Below are 16,926 nucleotides of genomic sequence, written 5' to 3'. Positions count from 1 at the left end.
AACCTACGCTTTTCGGCCCAGCTCCTTAGCCGGTTCATGTCCGCGAACAGAACGACAGCGAGAACGAACAGCACTGCGTCCGATGGACCGTTGCACCGGCCGACGGGGAGTGTCAGTTACTCCTCGTCGTCTTCGTCGACGTCCTCGAAGTCGGCGTCGACGTACTCCTCGCCCTGGCCGGCCGCACCGCCTGCTGCACCGCCAGGACCCGCGCCGCCGGGACCGGCAGCGCCGCCCGGCCCTGCACCAGCGGCACCGCCTGCCGCACCGCCGGCGGCCTGCTGGGCCTGGCCTTCGTACATCTGCTTGCCGATCTCCTGGAGTTCCTCGGAGAGTTCCTCGGTGACTTCCTCGTAGTCCTCCTTCGTGGCGTCCTCGTCTTCGAGGACTTCCTGGACGTCCTCGATCTTCTCCTCGATGTCGCTCTGGAGGTCCTCGTCGACCTCTTCCTCGTTCTCCTCGATGAGAGTCTCGGCGCGGCGGATCGACGCCTCGGCCTCGTTGCGGGCCTCGATGCGCTCGCGGCGCTGCTGGTCCTCTTCCTGGTGCTCTTCGGCTTCTTCCTGCATCTCTTCGATCTGCTCGTCCGAGAGGCCGGCACCGCCTTCGATGGTGATATCCTCGCGGTTGCCCGAGCCCTTGTCCTCGGCTTCGACGTTGACGATGCCGTTCTCGTCGATGTTGAACGTCACTTCGATCTGCGGGGTACCGGCGGGCGCCGGCGGGATGCCCTGCAGCGAGAACGCGCCGAGCAGTTCGTTCTCCTCGGCGATCTCACGTTCGCCCTGGAAGACGCGGATCTGGACCTGCGTCTGGTTGTCCTGGGCGGTCGTGAAGATCTTGGACTCCTCGGTCGGGATCGTCGTGTTCTTGTCGATGAGTCGCTCGAAGAGGCCACCCTTGACCTCGACACCGAGCGAGAGCGGCGTCACGTCGAGCAGGACGATATCGTCGACGTCGCCCGAGAGGACACCACCCTGGATCGCCGCGCCCAGCGAGACGGCCTCGTCGGGGTTGACGTTCTTCTTCGGGGACTGGCCGGTCATCTCCTCGACTTTCTCCTGGACCTGTGGCATCCGGGTGGAGCCACCGACGAGGATGACCTCGTCGATGTCGCCCTTGTCGTAGCCGGCGTCGGAAAGCGCCTGCTCCGTCGGGCCGACGGTCCGCTGGATGAGGTCCTCGGTCAGGGACTCGAACTTCGCACGGCTGAGCTTGCTCTCCAGGTCGAGCGGGCCGTCGTCGGTCGTCGCGATGAACGGCTCGTTGATCCGGGTCTCCTTGCGCGAGGAGAGCTCGATCTTGGCCTCCTCGGCGGCCTCGGTCAGTCGCTGGAGCGCCTGACGGTCCTCGCGGAGATCGATCCCGTGTTCGGCCTCGAACTCGTCGGCCAGATAGTCGATGATGGCCTCGTCCCAGTCGTCGCCGCCGAGGCTGTTGTCACCGTTCGTCGCGACGACCTCGTAGACGCCACCGCCCAGATCGAGGATAGAGACGTCGAAGGTTCCCCCACCGAGGTCGTAGACCAGCACCGTCTGGTCGGACTCGTCGTCGAGCCCGTAGGCCATCGCCGCGGCGGTGGGCTCGTTGACGATGCGCTCGACCTCGAAGCCGGCGATCTCGCCGGCGTCCTTGGTCGCCTGGCGCTGTCGGTCGTTGAAGTAGGCGGGGACCGTGATGACCGCCTTCTCGATCTCGTCGCCGAGATACTCCTCGGCGTCACGCTTGATCTTCTGGAGGATCATCGCCGAAACCTGTTCGGGCGTGTACTCCTCGCCGTCGAGCGTGACCGTGTAGTCGTCCTCGCCCATGTGGCGCTTGATCGACTGGATGGTCTGCTCGGGGTTCTTGACCGCCTGGTTCTTCGCGGGCTTGCCGACAAGCCGCTCGCCGTCGTCGAACGCGACGACGGAGGGTGTCGTGCGTTCGCCCTCGGCGTTGACGATAATTTCGGGGTCGTTACCTTCCATGACCGCGAACGCGCTGTTCGTGGTCCCGAGGTCGATACCCAGAATCTTGTTGCTCGCCATCTTACCCTCTTCTACCGGATTGGGCCGGTTAAAAGTTGCTAGATGGGTCGACCAGAGAACGCCACAGAGTACCCTTCTGTGTACAGAATTCGCGGAGTCGTCGAGTAGCGACCGGAGCGTATAACACGCACCGCAATTCGACTGGTTTCTGGCCAGCACGAACGCGGATCGCCGTCCCGCACCCGCCGCCTCGCGGTTCCACAGTCACCGCTCGGCTGTTCGGAGACGGTGACTGAAGGGAACCGTCTCCTACTCTTCGCTGACGGTAACCTGCGCCTCTCGCAGCACCTTCTCGGCCATCTCGTACCCGGGCCGGTGGACCTCGGCGATCGTGCCAGCGGGCTCGTCGCTATCGACGCGGGCGAGCACTTGATGCTGTGTCGGGTCGACATCCTGCCCCGGGTCAGGCTCGATCACGTCCACGCCTTCCGCGTCGAAGGCGTCGTCGAGCTGGCGCAGCGTCGCCTCGACGCCGTCGCGGATGTCGGCGTCCTCGTCCTGTTCGAGTGCCCGCTTGAGGTTGTCCCGGACGCCGAACAGGCGGGTGACGAGATCCTCGGTGGCCCGCTGTTTCTCCTCTTCCTGGCGCTTTTCCATCCGCTTTTTGAAGTTCTGGAAGTCGGCTTGCTTGCGCTTGAGCTTCGACTCCAGTTCGTCGCGTTCGGCTTCCAACGAATCGCGATCGGCTTCGAGCCGTTCTGTCCGAGCACGCAGAGCAGCCAGTTCGCGGGCGATATCGTCCGCGTCGGCCGCGCCGACACGCTCGCGGAGGTCGTCGTCGACCTCGAACTCCCCTTCCTCGCCGACGACATCGTCCAGGTCGATCTCGTCCGTATCGACACCCTCGGGGGCCTCTTCGAGGTCGACATCGGTCGCGTCACCCGATCCGTCTTCGGGTCCCGTCTCGTCCTCGGCAGCGTCCTGCTCGGTCATGGACGATCCAACGGAACGAGTGGGTAAAAGGATTCAGAAACACGACCAGTCGCGCCACGGGGAACTATATATCGAGGGGGTGACAGACGCGATATATGCAGCCTCCGTTGCCCGGTTCCGTGGTCCGGGACTGTCGCGGCTCGGCGAGCGAGGGGTCCCGATGAGCGACGACGCGATCTACGTCGAGCGCCGCGTCGACGGGTCACTGGACGCGGTCTGGGAGCGGACACAGGAGCCCGACGAACACGAGCGGTGGGATCTGCGGTTCTCTGAGATCGACTACCTTCCCCGCGAAGAAGGCGAACCACAGCGGTTCACCTATCGGACGGGGATCGGCTTCGGACTCGCCGTCGAGGGGACCGGGGAGTCCGTCGCCACGAACGAGGACGGCGAGGAGACCACCTCGGTCCTCTCCTTCGCCAGCGAGCAGGCCCGCTCGCTCATCACCGAGGGACGGGGGTTCTGGCGGTACGTCGAGACCGACGACGGACTCCGGTTCCTGACGGAGTACAACTACGACACTCGCTGGGGAGCACCGGGACGCCTGATCGATCGGGTGGCGTTCCGTCCGCTGTTGGGGTGGGCCACTGCGCTCAGTTTCGACGTGCTGGCCCGCTGGGTCGAGGACGGGACGCCGCCGGAGGCCAGCTATCGGGCGCTGCTCGCCCACGCAGTCGCTCGCGTGGGACTCGCACTGATCTGGGGCTACCAGGGTCTCGTCCCGAAACTGCTCGTCGGACACCCGGCCGAACTCGCTCCGTTCCGTCGACTGGGCCTCGGCGCGATGGCCCAGGAGGCCGTCATCGCACTGGGCGTCCTCGAACTGGCTGTCGGGGTCGCGCTGCTGTGGCGCTGGCGCTCGGCGTGGCTGGCGTATCTCGCCGGACTCGCCCCGGTCGGGCTGACCGCCGGAGCGGTCGTCGCGGACCCGGCGGTCGCGCTCGGCCCGTACAACCCCGTCGTGACGACCGTCGGGATGGCCGCGCTCGGGGTCGTCGCCGGCTCGATCGCGGGCGACCTCCCCACGGCGCGGAACTGCCTGCGGACGCCGCCGGAGGAGTGATTCGGATGGCGGTCCCGGAGCGTGATCGGCTCCCGGCACTGGCCGACGCCAGTACCGTTCTCGGGGCGGCCGGCTGGCTCGCGGTCGTGCTCGTCGGCGTGTTCGGGCCGATCCGTGACATCGTCGCGCTGGCGATGCTCGTGCTCGTCCCGCTCGCGCTCCGACTCGCAGACACGCCCCGCCGCGACGGGAGCCGGTCGGGCTGGTACCGGGCAGCCGTGGTCGGCCAGCCGGTGGCCGCTGTCGCCGGCGTGGTCTCGCTGGCGCTCCCGCGGGGACCGACGGCGACGCTCGTGGCGGCCCCTTGGACGCTCGTGACCGTCCTGGTCGCTGGCTTCGGCGCCTGGCGGCTCCTCGGCCGCGGTCCCTGGCCGGTCGAGGAACTGGCGGTCGACGCCGGCTTGCTCTACATCGTCGTGGGCGGCGCCGCGTTGCTGTTCGACCGCTCGGGGACCGCGCTCGTCTTCGAGCCACTCATCGTCACGCTGACCATCGTCCACTTCCACTACGCCGGCTCCGCCCTGCCCGTGCTGGCGGGGCTTGCCGGCCGGGACGCCCCGGGTGGGTACCGTGGTCGGCTGCTCCGGGCGACGACTGCCATCGTCGTGGTCGGCCCGGGTATCATCGGCATCGGGATCACTGCGGCCGCGCTCGATCTCCCGTTCGCCGCTGCCGTGGAGTTCGCGGGTGTCGCCGCTTTTACCGTCGCTGTCGCCGTGTTCTCGCTCTCGGTTCTCGTCGGTGTGGTTCCTCGCCGGGAGAACGGCGTCCAGCGACTGCTACTCGGCGTGGCCTCCATCGCAGTCACTGTCTCGATGGGGTTTGCGGTCCTCTACGGACTCGCGCGGGCGACGGGCGGGACCTACCTCGGTATCAACGCCGCGTCGTTCGACCTGATGGTCACCTACCACGGCCAGCTCAACGCCTACGCGTTCGCCCTCCCGGCGTTGGTGGGCTGGCGACTGGCGATCCCCGCCACTCGCTCCCGCCAGCCCGGCATCGCGTTCGGTCGACTCCGCGGTGGCTGGCGTATCGGATCGGCGTTCCTGGACCGCAGGGGGGTGACGACAGACGCGGCCGTGACCGGGATGGTCACGACCGTCGACGAGTACGCACACGACGGGTTCGATCCCGATGCGGTGGCGCCGGCAGTCACACGCTTCTACGAGCACTCCGGGGCCTACGAGCTGTCCGTCGACCCCGCCTGGGCCACGCCGTGGCGCACGCTCGCGGCGCCCTACCGGCCGATCGCGGTCCGGGTGGGACAGCTTTCGGTGCCACGGCAGGCCATCGACGGCGACGCGGTCCTCCGCGGTCGTGTCGTCGGTGTCGACATCGGCGAGGGACAGGCCGATCAGCGGGCGTGGATACGATCGAACGCCGACCGCGTCGACGACGCCCGGCGGATGACCTACGTCGGCGTCTACGATCGCTCCGTCGCCGACGACACGGCGTTTCTCCGCGTGGCGTTTCCGCTCCCGGGTGGGAACCTGACCGGCATCCTCCGCCTCGAAAACGGCGGCAGCGACGGCGACGGACTGGCGCTCTCGTCGTTCCCCACGCCGGGGAACGCCGACGACGCGGGGCTGTATCTCGTCGTCGGCGGGGTCGGCCTGCGGCTCCCGCTCAACGAACGACTCGTCGTCGTCCCCGACGGCGACGGCGTCCGCGCGACACACCGCGTCGAAGCCCTCGGTCTCACGCTGTTCACGCTGACCTACGGTATCCGGCCGACCGACGAATCACTGGAGCCGGAACCCACGGCAGAGTAACAGGGCCACGCTCACGGTCCGAACCCGAAGGCGTCGGTGTCGTATCGCAGTTGCGCGCGGTAGTCGTCCCACTCGTCGAGTTCTCGCAGGCGATACCTGGCGAACGGGGGGTTCCGGACGAGTTCCAGTTCGACGAGCCGCTGCCGCACCGGTTCGTAGAGTTCGTTCCAGTCGAGCGATCGGACCTGTTCTTCGGGCTCGCTGTCGTCTGCGACGAAGGTAACGCCGTCGTCGGTGCGTTCGATCACTCCGTACTGGAAGCGGGACCAGACGGTGTACTCCTCGAACGGGATCGACTCAGTCGGCGGACCGACCCGCCGATACTGTGCCTGGAATCGCTGGTTCGTGTCGGAACCGCCCCAGAGAACCCCTCTCGCCAGGAGTTTGATCCGCCGCTCGACGTCGACACCACCGTTGTAGACCACTCGGGCATCGGTGTACGCTCGACGCTGAAACTGTCCGCGCAGTTCCTCGCCGTGGTGGACGTCCTCTTCGTACTGATACGGTAGCGGTGTCTTCCGCGCGCGCCGGAGGATCGAGAAACACTCGTTCCCGCCCCGCGCCGGCCCATCGGTGGCTCGCCCCCGCCAGGTCTCCGGGTCGGTCTCATCGGGATCGACCCATCGTGCCATGCTAGCAATTACCTCTGGAGGTAGATACGTGTTACTCTCCCAACACGCGCCGGTGCCGCAGCGTTCAAGCCGCCGCCTTACGGAGTCCCCGACGTGTCGCTGACGCTCAGCTACGATGCCGGGACCGTCCGTCTGCAGGGGGACTATCCGGCCGATCTCCCCGGCGTACAGGCCGACGAGCGGTCGAAAAGTGGGCGTGCCCCCGCCTACCGGTACGCCGACCTGCGAGAGACACTCGACGAGCGTGGAATCACGTACACGGATCGAGTGCTGTCGCTCCCCGACCTGTCGCTCTCGACGACCTACGACCTCCGGGCGTACCAGCGGACGGCACTGGACGCCTGGCGCGACGCCGGCGACAGGGGATGTCTCGAACTCCCGACCGGCAGCGGGAAGACAGTCGTCGGCATCGCCGCTGCGGTCGCCCTTGGGACGCCGACGCTCGTGGTCGTCCCGACGATCGACCTGCTGGACCAGTGGGAGCGGGAACTCGACCGGGAGTTCGACGTGTCGATCGGTCGACTGGGCGGGGGCGAGCAACGCCTCGAACCCGTCACGGTCGCGACCTACGACTCGGCCTATCTCAGGGCCGACGAGATCGGCGACCAGTTCGGCCTCGTCGTCTTCGACGAAGTCCACCACCTCGGCGGCGAGGGGTACCGCGACATCGCTCGGCTCCTGGCCGCGCCGGCCAGACTGGGGCTGACCGCGACCTTCGAACGACCCGACGGTGCCCACGAGGTGATCGAGGATCTCGTCGGGCCGGTCGTCCACCGCATCGGCGTCGACGACCTAGCGGGCGAGCATCTCGCCGACTACGACATCAAGCGGATCGAAGTGTCGTTGACGCCTGCCGAACGGGAGCGCTACGAGGCCGCTCAATCGACGTTTACCGACTACCTCGCACAGTCGAATATCCGTATGACTTCCGGCAGTGACTACCAGGAACTCGTCAAGCGGTCGGGAACCGACCCGCGCGCTCGGGAGGCGCTGCTGGCCAAGCAGCGGGCACGCGAGGTGATGATGAACGCCCAGCGGAAGGTCGATCGGCTCGGGACGCTCCTCGACCGCCACCGGGAGGACCGGATCATCGTCTTCACCGCCTACACCGATCTCGTATATCGGCTCTCAGAGCGGTTCCTGTTGCCGGCGATCACCCACGAGACGAGCGCCGGCGAGCGCCGCGAGATTCTCGATCGGTTCCGGGAGGGTGACTACTCTCGGGTCGTCACCGCGAACGTCCTCGACGAGGGAGTGGACGTGCCCGACGCCAACGTCGCGGTGGTGCTCTCGGGCAGCGGGTCCGAACGGGAGTTCACTCAACGGCTCGGGCGGATTCTCAGACCGACCGACGACGGGTCACGCGCACTGCTATACGAACTCGTCACCGAGGAGACCGCCGAGGAGAACGTCGCCGCACGCCGGCGGTAACGCGGCGGACCGTCACAGACAGAGGTGATTTGTGTCGCCGGGCCGTCTCCCCCGGCGTGCTGACGAAGGAACTGCTCCGGGTCTCTCGGGCTGGCGGTGGCTACCACCCGCAGTTCGTCGACGCGGCGGCCGATGACCTCGCCGCACGTGTTCTCGGGGTGTATCAGGGCCACGTCGGCGAGACGCGGGCGACCCTCGACGCGGCGCTTACCGACCTGGAGCGGGACGCCGACGACTTCAAACTGGTTCGCGGGTTCGCGAAACTGCTGGAGCGGGACGCGACCTTCGAGACGCAGTCGCCGGTCGAACCGCGCCGGGTCCGCCGCCGTGTCTTCGAGGCCGCTGAATCCGTCGGGGTCGTCGCCGACTCGGAGCGACAGACCGCCCTGGAGACGGCCGGCGACCACTTCGGCGTCGCCCCGTCGGTCCTCGAAGACGCCCTCTATGCCGACCGTGACAGTCGGCAGGTCATGGCGGCGTTCGATCCCCGCTGGAGTCCGTCGGAACTACGGACGCAGTACAACCTCTCGCTGGCCCAGACCGCGCTGTTCGACGCCACGGAGGTCCGGGTCCGCTCCTCGGAGCCGACGACGCTCGTCTCGGCGGTCAAACGGCTCCAGTTGCTCTACGAGATCGTCTCGACGCCGTCCGGCCGTGAGGTCGTCGTCACCGGCCCCGACGCGCTGTTCTCGAACACGCGACGCTACGGGACGCGGTTCGCGCGGCTCCTCCGGACGGTCGCGGCGACCGCGGAGTGGGAACTGACAGCGACGATCGACGACCGCGGGACCGAGCGGGAACTCCACCTCTCGGCGGCCGACGTGACCGTTCCCGGGGTCGAGCCGGTCAGCGAGGTGACATACGACAGCGGCGTCGAGGCCGACTTCGCGGCCCGGTTCGAGGCGCTGGACCTGGACTGGGAACTGATCCGCGAACCGGAGCCACTGGAGGCCGGTGAACACGTCGTCGTCCCCGACTTCGCGTTCGACTGGCGACCCGGCCACGAGGGTGGCGTCCGGACGACCGCCACCGACGAATCGGCGTTTCGCGTCTACTTCGAGATCATGGGCTTTTGGACGCCGGAGTACGTCCGGAAGAAGCTGTCGCGCCTCGCCGCGCTCGAAGACGTCGAACTGCTCGTGGCGGTCGACGACTCGCTGGGGGTCGGCGACGCCATCGACGCACAGGCCCACCGTGCGATCCCTTACAGCGGGAGCGTCCGCGTGAAAGACATCAGGGACGCCCTCCGCCCGTTCGAGGCGGAGCTGGTCGCCGAGAGCGCGGACTCCCTCCCAGACTCGCTGGAACCGGCGGCGGACGTGGTCTCGCTTGCCGACCTGGCGGACGAACACGGCGTTAGCGAGGACGCTATCGAGGACAAATCCTTCCCGGGTCACGAACTGGTCGGCCGGACGCTCGTCCGGCCTGTCGTCCTGGATAGAGTCGGCGAGCGGATCGAGGCCGGGCAGACGCTCGCCGAGGTCCAGGCGATACTGGACGACCACGGCATCGAGGACGACAGCGCCGTCCTCTCGCGGCTGGGATACCGTGTCGAGTGGGACGGACTCAGCGGCGGGACGGTCCGGGAGCGAGAGGCGGACTGAGCCCCGGGACGGTCCCAGCGCAGGTGTCGCGTCTCCAGTCGAGACTCGACGGTCCCGCTCAGAGGTCCCGGCGACGCCCTTTCGGGACCTGTGAGCGGAGTTCGCCGTAGACGTAGAGCCCGACGCCGACCGGGTCGGACTCGCCGGCCAGGTCGTGCGTGACGATCAGATACCCCCAGTCGCCGTCCCAGTCCAGTTCCTGGTCGTCGCCGGCGACGAACGTCGCCGCCTGCGCCCGGTCGAGGTGGACGACGTTCTTCGTAGCGTGGCCGCCGAACCGCTGGACCGCCTCTAAGGTCGGCTTCCAGTGTTCCTGGCGTGTCCGCAGGAACGTCATCCCCAGGCCCTCGATGTCGACCGGCGACGGCGGCTCGCCCCGGTAGAGCCAGATCTTCCCGGCCCCCCGTTCCCAGAACGTGTGATCGGCGAAGGTCGTCGCGGGGACGCCGAAGCGGTCGGTCCAGAACTCGACGACTGCGTCCCGCGTGGCCCGCTCGGGATCGTCCCGCTCGGCGTCGGTCGCCGGCAACCGCGTGAACTTCGTGCTGTCGTTGCTCATCCGGTCACCTCCAGTTTCGCACAGAAGAACCCGCCCGTGTCGTTGTGGTGGGGGTAGATCCGTTTGGCCCGAGTGACGGAGGGGTCGAACGACGCCCCGTCCCACTCGGTGATCCCGTCACGGTGTGTCAGCGGGAGATCGTAGTCGACGAGTTCGCAGTCCTCCGCCTCCAGCACGTGGTCCAAGACGGCCTCGTTCTCCTCGGGGGCGAACGTACAGGTCGAGTAGACGACGGTCCCGCCGGGCTCGGTCACCTGGACGGCACGGGTAAGGATCCCCTTCTGGACGCCGGCGACGCCCTCGACGTGGGAGAGCGACCAGTCTTCGAGCGCGTCGGGGTTCTTCCGGATCGTCCCCTCACAGGAGCAGGGCACGTCGACGAGGGCGCGATCGTAGCCGGCGCCGCCGAAGGGCTTCAGCGAGTGGTTGCGCCCGTCCTCGTGGGTGACAGCCACGTTCGTCACACCCAGGCGCTCGGTGTTGGTCCGCAGCGCCGAGATCCGTCCGAGATTGTTGTCGGTCGCGACGATCTCGCCGCGGTCGTCCATCAGCGCCGCTAGCTGTGTGGTCTTGCTCCCCGGGGCCGCACAGGCGTCCCAGATCCGCTCCCCCGGCTGTGGGTCCAGTACCGTCGCCGGGATCGCCGAGACCTCCTCCTGGCCGTGGGTCCAGCCGTGGAAGTACGGCCAGTTGCCGCCGGCAGACGCCTCCGGGAGAACGAACAGGCGGTCGTGCCAGTCGACCGGGTCGGCGGCGATCCCCGCCTCCTCCAGCGCGGCGGTGACCCGCTCGACAGTCGCTTTGATCGTGTTGACCCTGATCGCCGACGGGAGCGGCCGCTCGCAGGCCGCCCGGAACGCGCCGAAGTCGTCGACGATCGGGCGATACCGTCCCAGTGGTTCCATTGTCCCCCGGTTCGCCGGCGGGTCGCTTGTGGGTTTCGAAGGGCGGTAGCCCCGGCTTTCAAGCCGACGGCAGCCGATAACTCGGGTATGGCACATATCCAGATACACCGGGACGATATCGACCTCGACGAGCCGACGCTGGTCGAGGGACTTCCCGGGCTCGGCCTCGTCGGGAAGATCGCCGCCGACCATCTCGTCGACATCTACGACATGGAGTACTACGCAGCCTGTCACTGCGACGGGCTCCCGGAGATCGCGGTCTACGCGGAGGGTGATCCGACCGTCCGGCCGCCCGTCCGCATCTACGCCGACGCCGACGAGGATCTGCTGGTCCTCCAGAGCGACGCGCCCGTCTCGCCGTCGGGTGCCACCGAGTTCGCCGGCTGTCTCGTCAGTTGGTTCGACGCCAACGACGTGACGCCGCTGTTTCTCAGTGGGATGGCTGCCGAGCAGGACGGGGAACCACCCGCGGTCTATGGGATCTCGACCGGTGACGGGGCGAGCATGCTGACCGACGCGGATATCGACCATCCCAGTCAAGCCGGTGCCATCACTGGGCCGACCGGTGCGCTCATCCACGAGGCCCAGCGGACCGGTCTGACTGGTGTCGGTCTCGTCGTCGAGGCCGACCGGCAGTTCCCGGACCCCGCTGCGGCGCGGGCGGTCCTCCAGACGGCTATCGGTCCGCTCGGCGACTTCGAGGTCGATACGGAGGCCCTCGTCGAACAGGCAGACCAGATCGCGGAAGCCAAACAGCGGCTGGCCGACCAGCTCCAGCCCTCCGAGGACGACAGCACGAGCGCGCGGCCGCTGGGGATGTACCAGTAATGGTCTCGACATCTGGGCTCGCGCGGCTCGGGATCGCACTCGTTGCGGCCCTCGTCGCTGCCGTCTTTGGATGGATCCTGTTCGTCCGGTTCTCGGCGGACTTGGCCGATCTACTCGGCATCTTGTTGGTCATCGCGACGGTACTCGGCGCGCTCAAACTCGCGGGCAACGTCGGCGAGACGCTGTTTCCCTCCTACAACGTCGCCGAAGTCGCCGTGGAGGGGCCGATCACCCGTGATGGCGGTGGCGGGATCACGACGCCGCCGACCGGCGCCAGCGCCGACGACATCGTCGAACAGATCGAACAGGCCGACGAGGCCAAGGGCGCACAGGCGCTGCTGTTGAAGCTCAACACGCCGGGCGGCCAGATCGTCCCCAGCGAGGACATCCGGCTGGCGGCCGAACGCTTCGACGGCCCGACGGTCGCCTACGCGACGGATGTCTGTGCCAGCGGCGGCTACGACATCGCGGCCGGCTGTGACGAACTGTGGGCTCGCGAGGGGTCGATCGTCGGCTCGATCGGCGTCATCGGCTCGCGTGTCAACGCCAAGGAACTGGCCGACCGCGTGGGACTGTCCTACGAACAGTTCACCGCCGGCGAGTACAAGGACGCCGGGACGCCGCTGAAAGAACTGAGCGAGGACGACCGGGAGTACCTCCAGGGAATCGTCGACGACTACTACGACCAGTTCGTCGAGACCGTCGCCGAGGGCCGCGAGATGGACAGCGAGACCCTCCGGGAGACGGAGGCACGCATCTTCCTCGGCGAGGAGGCCGCAGACCGCGGACTCGTCGACGAGATCGGGACCAGGCAAGCAGTCGAGGCCGCGCTGGGGGACCGACTCGGCGAGGAGCCGGCCGTCCGCGAGTTCACGCCCGAACAGGGGTTGGCCGGGCGGCTCCGTGGCGGCGCCCAGCGTGTCGCCTTCGCACTCGGGGCCGGTGTCGCGAGCGCGTTCGACGACACGGGCGACATCGACGGCGTCTCGTTCCGTCGGTGACCGCGAGGGTTTTTTATTTCACGGGTGCGTCTGGCACTTTGTGACAACGCTGGTGGTGTGTATCGACCGGGATAGTCCCGTCTCGACGGAGTACCCGGTCGTCGGCCGGTCGTCTGTCGAGCCACTCATCACCGAGACCGGCGTCGAAGACCCGGAAGACAGCCGCGTCAACTGCCTGCTCGAGGGGTTGCGCGTCGCCGACGAACTCGAAGCCGAGGGGAGCGAGCCGCTGCTTGTCGTCGTCGGCGGCGGGACAGATACCGTCGGCACCGACCGACACATCGCCACACTGGTCGAGGACCTCGTCGAGACGTACGGCCCCGACTCCGCGATCGTCGTCGTCGACAGCGCCGACGACGAGCAACTCGTCCCCATCATCGAGAGCCGGGTTCAGGTCGACGCCGTCGACCGGGTCGTGGTCCGACAGGCCAGGGACATCGAGTCGACGTACTACCTTCTCAAGCAGTTCCTGGCCGACGAGGAACTCCGGAAGACGGTGCTGGTCCCGCTCGGGCTGGCGATGGTCGCCTTCCCGATCCTGCTGATCGTCGCCAACAGCACGACCATCGCCATCGGTGCGATCGCCGCCGCTGCCGGCGTGTTTCTCATCTACAAGGGGCTGGGGATCGACACGTACCTCTCGCGGCTTCCCGGCGAGATCCGCGAGGCGCTGTACTCGGGCCAGGTGTCGCTGGTGACCTACGTCGTCGCCGTCGGCCTCTCGCTCGTGGGGCTGTTTGCCGGCGCCCTCGGCGTCTCGGACATCGAAGACCCGGCGACGTTCGTGTTGGTCAACCGCTTTGCCTTCGACAGCGTCCCCTGGCTCACCGCGGCCGCGCTGGCGGCCTCGCTGGGTCGACTGCTGGACGAACTCATCCAGCGTGAGGGGGTCCGCAGCGCCTACGTCAACCTTCCCTTTGGTGCCGTCGCTGTCGGCCTCGTCGTCCGTGGGTTCTCCGCGTACTTCCTCGAACGGGGCGGGGTCTTCGACGCGTTCCGTGTCACGCGGACCGACCTCGGGGTCGTCGTCGTTCAAGGGTTCACGATGGAGGCCGGGACCCGACTCGCGGTGTTCATCCTCGCGGGTATCCTCATCAGCCTGCTCGGCGTGCGGGTCGCTACCTACGTCAGCCGGACCGACATCGAGAGCGAACTGGCCGAATAGACAGCGATTTACCCCGTCGACGGCTACCCGTTCCCATGACAGACGGCGCGTGGGTCTCGCTGTTCTCCGGCGGCAAGGACTCTTCGTGGGCGCTCTACCGGGCGCTCGAACGCGGTTACCCGGTCGAACGGCTCGTGACGGTCCACCCCGAGGGGGACTCGTATATGTATCACGTCCCGGCGACACAGTTGGCAACTCTTGCGGCTGAGAGCGTGGGGGTTCCACTCTTGGAGGTCGAACCGGAGGACTTCGGTGCCGACGACGTCCCCGATGCCGGCGTGCAGGGCGACGAGGAACTCGAACCGCTGGAGGCCGCACTCCGGGACCTCGATTCGGAACTCGATGGGGGGATCACCGGACTGACCGCCGGTGCCGTCGAGAGCGAGTACCAGACCACGCGGATCGAGGCGATGGCCGAGCGCCTGGAAGCGCAGGTATTCGCCCCACTGTGGCAGGAGGACCCCCGAACGCTCGCGGAGGCGATGCTCGACGCCGGCTTCGAGATCCGTCTCATCCGCGTGGCCGCCTACGGCCTCGACGAGTCCTGGCTCGGCCGGACGCTGGACGCCGACGCGCTGGACGACCTCGAAGCCCTCAACGACGAGTACGGCGTTCACATCTTGGGCGAAGGCGGCGAGTTCGAGACGCTGGTGACCGACGGACCACACATGGATCGTCGGATCGAACTGGACTACGAGACGGAGTGGGACGGAACCCGAGGGACGCTCCGGATCGAGGACGCGTGGCTGGAATGAGTTCACTCACCGGTCACGAGTGAGTGTCACGAACGAGTGACCGGCTTTTTAGCGTAGATTTTTCGAGGAGCGGTTCCCGCAGTGCGCTCGTCGAGCGCACGAGGACACCCGACGACGAAAAAGGTACGGTGGCGAGTTCGAGACGCTGGTGACCGACGGACCGCACATGGATCGTCGGATCGAACTGGACTACGAGACGGAGTGGGACGGAACCCGAGGGACGCTCCGGATCGAGGACGCGTGGCTGGAATGAGATACGCAGCGTCGGAGACGCTGGTCGCGCGTGTGATCGAGCGGTCACCGCGTCGTTTATCCGCCTCGGCGGGCACCACAAACGTATGACAGAGGACGACGGCGCCTCCGGAAGCGGGGGGTTCACGATCAACTGGGACGAGGTCGACGAGGAGACGCGCGAGGAACTGGAGTCGATGCAGGTCCCCGAACAGACGGAGACCGATGTCGACATCGCCGACAAGATCAACGAACAGAACGTCACGGGTCGGATCGACCGGCTGGAAGCCTCCTACGGCGACGTCCCCGTCACCGAGGAGACGTTCGAACTCTCGCCCGAGGAGTACAGTGAGGTCTACTCGGCGACGAAAGGGACCGGATACGACGGCAACAGCGTCGTCTTCGTCACCCGCGACGGCGCTTCGCTGCCCGACCTGAGCGAGAATATCCCGGAACAGGCCGCTCACGATACCCGCGACCGGGTCCTGATGGTGCTGGGTCGCGGTGCGGACCTGTGGGCGCTGCCGGGCGACGGCAACGGTGGACAGTACGAATCCCTCCAGGAAGCGGCAGTCCGGCGCGTCCACGAGCAGACCGGCATCCGGTGTACGATCACCGGTGTCGAGGAGGTCTTCCACCGCAAGTACTACCCGGATAGTGACGCCGACGGTTCGGTCCATACGCTGGATGTCTACTTTCAGGCCGAGTACAGGAAGGGATCGCTGGATGTCGACGAGTCGGAACTCACCGGCGCCGCGTGGTTTGCCGAGCCCCCGAAGCAGTTGACCGAAGGGGCCGAACAGATCTGGGAACGGTTCGTCGACGGCGGCGAGTAGTATAGTACCAATTGAAACGATGTACACACCGATCACACTGCAGTCGTGCGGTCGGGTGTGCGCTGATTTTCAATGGCGACTCGTGTCGTGAACAGTCCATACCGGGGTTTGCGTAGCATAACGAATCCTTTTGCCCCCATTCCGTCTGTACGTTTATGACAGACAAACACGAAGTTTCACTGATGAACCCTCGTACAATTTCCCTTGGACTGGGCACTGCTCTCAGTACGTTCCTGTTGGCAGGTGCTACGACAATCGAATTGTTGGGAGCCGGTGAAGCCCCTGGAATCGGTATCCTCGGCGTCTTCGTCGGCATCATCGCCGGTCTGCTTGCAGGCGGGGTTGTCAGTGTGTCCGCTGACCGACTCTCCGGAATTGCTGCATCGGCCCTTGTTGCCTACGCCACTTTCGGTGTCGCGTTCGTCACAATTGCAGGGATTCGATACGTCAATGTACCGTTTGCTGATGACGTATTCACCTTCGCTGTTCAAATCGGTGTGAGTGTCGTCCTCGCGGTTGCTGTCGCCTTGCTGACAAGACATAAGCGGTCCGGAAGATTGACTGAATCTGCTTGAGTAAGCTCCCGAACGATCGTCGCCGTTGAAAACCACCGCACACGCGGTCGCACGACAGCAGCGCGATAGGTCTCACTCGTTGCAAGTAGTACGCGCAATACCCTGTGGACCGTTGTATAACGGACTCAGTGGTCGAGCCTGTTCCTGGCTCACGCCGACGCTTGGGGTGGCGCGTATCGCTACAACAATCAGCGTAGGGCCGCTAGTGCTCGACGAATTCGACGAGGACGCCCCCGGTCGTCCCGGGATGGAGGAAGGCTACGTCGTGGCCCCACGCACCCGGTCGTGGCTCCTCGTCGATCGGGTCGATGCCTTCCTCGACCGCGGCTGCGATCGCCGCCTCGATGTCGTCGGTCGCTAGCGCGACGTGGTGGATTCCGGGTCCGTTCCGGTCGAGGTACTGCGGGATCGCGCCCTCGGCGTCCGGCAGGGGTTCTAAGAGTTCGAAGTAGCCGTTCCCGAGGTCGAGAAACGTCACTGATAGCCCGTCGAACGTTTCTTCGTGGGCGATGGGTGCGTCGAAAGCAGCGGCATACAACTCGGCGAGTGTGTCGGCGTCGTCGGTTGCGACACCGGCGTGATCGAAGCGCATGGTCGGCGTTCTCC

At 66.8% G+C, this 16,926-nt stretch carries 16 protein-coding genes and 1 pseudogene; 11 read left to right on the top strand and 6 right to left on the bottom strand.

The genetic code is table 11. The annotated features are described in order from the left end of the window. Positions 1-116 precede the first annotated feature (116 nt). Entirely contained in the window at positions 117-2,030 is a 1,914-nt protein-coding gene (gene dnaK, locus VJ109_RS01590) for a molecular chaperone DnaK (RefSeq protein WP_324758518.1), read from the bottom strand. 249 nt (positions 2,031-2,279) lie between these two features. Then, positions 2,280-2,963: a nucleotide exchange factor GrpE gene (locus tag VJ109_RS01585; protein WP_324758517.1), complete on the bottom strand. Its 684-nt coding sequence runs from the start codon at positions 2,961-2,963 to the stop codon at positions 2,280-2,282. A 160-nt stretch (positions 2,964-3,123) separates the two neighbouring features. Here VJ109_RS01585 and VJ109_RS01580 point away from each other — a divergent pair, with 160 nt between their 5' ends. Together VJ109_RS01580 and VJ109_RS01575 are read left to right on the top strand one after the other, a co-directional pair. Beyond that, on the top strand, positions 3,124-4,026 hold the full coding sequence (locus VJ109_RS01580) for a DoxX-like family protein (RefSeq protein ID WP_324758516.1): 903 nt from the start codon (positions 3,124-3,126) through the stop codon (positions 4,024-4,026). A gap of 5 nt (positions 4,027-4,031) precedes the next feature. After that, on the top strand, positions 4,032-5,798 hold the full coding sequence (locus VJ109_RS01575; RefSeq protein WP_324758515.1) for a YndJ family protein: 1,767 nt from the start codon (positions 4,032-4,034) through the stop codon (positions 5,796-5,798). Positions 5,799-5,809: 11 nt separating this feature from the next. On the opposite strand, the gene VJ109_RS01570 is transcribed toward VJ109_RS01575, so the two are convergent. Then, a complete protein-coding gene (locus VJ109_RS01570) occupies positions 5,810-6,430 on the bottom strand; it encodes a hypothetical protein (protein ID WP_324758514.1) in 621 nt (206 codons plus the stop codon). Positions 6,431-6,523: 93 nt separating this feature from the next. Here VJ109_RS01570 and VJ109_RS01565 point away from each other — a divergent pair, with 93 nt between their 5' ends. Together VJ109_RS01565 and VJ109_RS01560 are read left to right on the top strand one after the other, a co-directional pair. Next, a complete protein-coding gene (locus VJ109_RS01565) occupies positions 6,524-7,861 on the top strand; it encodes a DEAD/DEAH box helicase family protein (RefSeq protein WP_324758513.1) in 1,338 nt (445 codons plus the stop codon). A 56-nt stretch (positions 7,862-7,917) separates the two neighbouring features. Beyond that, entirely contained in the window at positions 7,918-9,465 is a 1,548-nt protein-coding gene (locus VJ109_RS01560) for a DUF790 family protein (protein ID WP_324758512.1), read from the top strand. A 58-nt stretch (positions 9,466-9,523) separates the two neighbouring features. On the opposite strand, the gene VJ109_RS01555 is transcribed toward VJ109_RS01560, so the two are convergent. Together VJ109_RS01555 and VJ109_RS01550 are read right to left on the bottom strand one after the other, a co-directional pair. Further along, the gene (locus VJ109_RS01555) at positions 9,524-10,024 is read right to left on the bottom strand and encodes a DUF7122 family protein (protein WP_324758511.1); all 501 of its coding nucleotides are present in this window, start codon (positions 10,022-10,024) and stop codon (positions 9,524-9,526) included. Further along, positions 10,021-10,929, bottom strand: a complete 909-nt coding sequence (locus VJ109_RS01550; RefSeq protein ID WP_324758510.1) for an RsmB/NOP family class I SAM-dependent RNA methyltransferase — start codon at positions 10,927-10,929, stop codon at positions 10,021-10,023. The genes VJ109_RS01555 and VJ109_RS01550 overlap by 4 nt, the downstream gene beginning before the upstream one ends. Positions 10,930-11,016: 87 nt before the next feature. Between VJ109_RS01550 and VJ109_RS01545 the strand changes: the two genes are divergently transcribed. From VJ109_RS01545 to VJ109_RS01515, 7 genes and pseudogenes are all read left to right on the top strand, one after another. Further along, a complete protein-coding gene (locus VJ109_RS01545; RefSeq protein WP_324758508.1) occupies positions 11,017-11,757 on the top strand; it encodes a proteasome assembly chaperone family protein in 741 nt (246 codons plus the stop codon). Continuing rightward, entirely contained in the window at positions 11,757-12,758 is a 1,002-nt protein-coding gene (gene sppA / locus VJ109_RS01540) for a signal peptide peptidase SppA (protein WP_324758506.1), read from the top strand. The genes VJ109_RS01545 and sppA overlap by 1 nt, the downstream gene beginning before the upstream one ends. 40 nt (positions 12,759-12,798) lie before the next feature. Further along, positions 12,799-13,923 (top strand): DUF373 family protein, encoded by a 1,125-nt coding sequence (locus VJ109_RS01535; RefSeq protein ID WP_324758505.1) that lies wholly within the window; start codon positions 12,799-12,801, stop codon positions 13,921-13,923. Between the two features lie 35 nt (positions 13,924-13,958). Next, a complete protein-coding gene (locus tag VJ109_RS01530; protein ID WP_324758504.1) occupies positions 13,959-14,678 on the top strand; it encodes a diphthine--ammonia ligase in 720 nt (239 codons plus the stop codon). A 139-nt stretch (positions 14,679-14,817) separates the two neighbouring features. Continuing rightward, positions 14,818-14,931 (top strand): annotated as a pseudogene (locus VJ109_RS01525) (diphthine--ammonia ligase); the annotation flags it as partial. A 175-nt stretch (positions 14,932-15,106) separates the two neighbouring features. Beyond that, a complete protein-coding gene (locus tag VJ109_RS01520) occupies positions 15,107-15,745 on the top strand; it encodes an NUDIX domain-containing protein (protein WP_324760374.1) in 639 nt (212 codons plus the stop codon). Positions 15,746-15,900: 155 nt separating this feature from the next. After that, positions 15,901-16,320, top strand: a complete 420-nt coding sequence (locus VJ109_RS01515) for a DUF8147 domain-containing protein (protein ID WP_324758503.1) — start codon at positions 15,901-15,903, stop codon at positions 16,318-16,320. A 202-nt stretch (positions 16,321-16,522) separates the two neighbouring features. Here the strand turns inward: VJ109_RS01515 and mce are convergent, their stop codons facing one another. After that, positions 16,523-16,912, bottom strand: a complete 390-nt coding sequence (gene mce / locus VJ109_RS01510; RefSeq protein WP_324758502.1) for a methylmalonyl-CoA epimerase — start codon at positions 16,910-16,912, stop codon at positions 16,523-16,525. Positions 16,913-16,926: the final 14 nt, after the last annotated feature.

The organism is Haloarcula montana (assembly GCF_035666295.1).
Lineage (GTDB): Archaea > Halobacteriota > Halobacteria > Halobacteriales > Haloarculaceae > Haloarcula > Haloarcula montana.
Note: the sequence above shows the minus strand (reverse complement) of the source record. Positions and strands in the feature narration are given on the sequence as shown.

Coding starts and splice junctions, on each gene's coding strand:
- mce (WP_324758502.1), bottom strand. CDS start 16,912: ATGCGCTTCGATCACGCCGGTGTCGCAACCGACGACGCCGACACACTC.
- VJ109_RS01585 (WP_324758517.1), bottom strand. CDS start 2,963: ATGACCGAGCAGGACGCTGCCGAGGACGAGACGGGACCCGAAGACGGA.
- VJ109_RS01545 (WP_324758508.1), top strand. CDS start 11,017: ATGGCACATATCCAGATACACCGGGACGATATCGACCTCGACGAGCCG.
- VJ109_RS01575 (WP_324758515.1), top strand. CDS start 4,032: ATGGCGGTCCCGGAGCGTGATCGGCTCCCGGCACTGGCCGACGCCAGT.
- sppA (WP_324758506.1), top strand. CDS start 11,757: ATGGTCTCGACATCTGGGCTCGCGCGGCTCGGGATCGCACTCGTTGCG.
- VJ109_RS01580 (WP_324758516.1), top strand. CDS start 3,124: ATGAGCGACGACGCGATCTACGTCGAGCGCCGCGTCGACGGGTCACTG.
- VJ109_RS01570 (WP_324758514.1), bottom strand. CDS start 6,430: ATGGCACGATGGGTCGATCCCGATGAGACCGACCCGGAGACCTGGCGG.
- VJ109_RS01520 (WP_324760374.1), top strand. CDS start 15,107: ATGCAGGTCCCCGAACAGACGGAGACCGATGTCGACATCGCCGACAAG.
- VJ109_RS01550 (WP_324758510.1), bottom strand. CDS start 10,929: ATGGAACCACTGGGACGGTATCGCCCGATCGTCGACGACTTCGGCGCG.
- VJ109_RS01530 (WP_324758504.1), top strand. CDS start 13,959: ATGACAGACGGCGCGTGGGTCTCGCTGTTCTCCGGCGGCAAGGACTCT.
- VJ109_RS01515 (WP_324758503.1), top strand. CDS start 15,901: ATGACAGACAAACACGAAGTTTCACTGATGAACCCTCGTACAATTTCC.
- dnaK (WP_324758518.1), bottom strand. CDS start 2,030: ATGGCGAGCAACAAGATTCTGGGTATCGACCTCGGGACCACGAACAGC.
- VJ109_RS01555 (WP_324758511.1), bottom strand. CDS start 10,024: ATGAGCAACGACAGCACGAAGTTCACGCGGTTGCCGGCGACCGACGCC.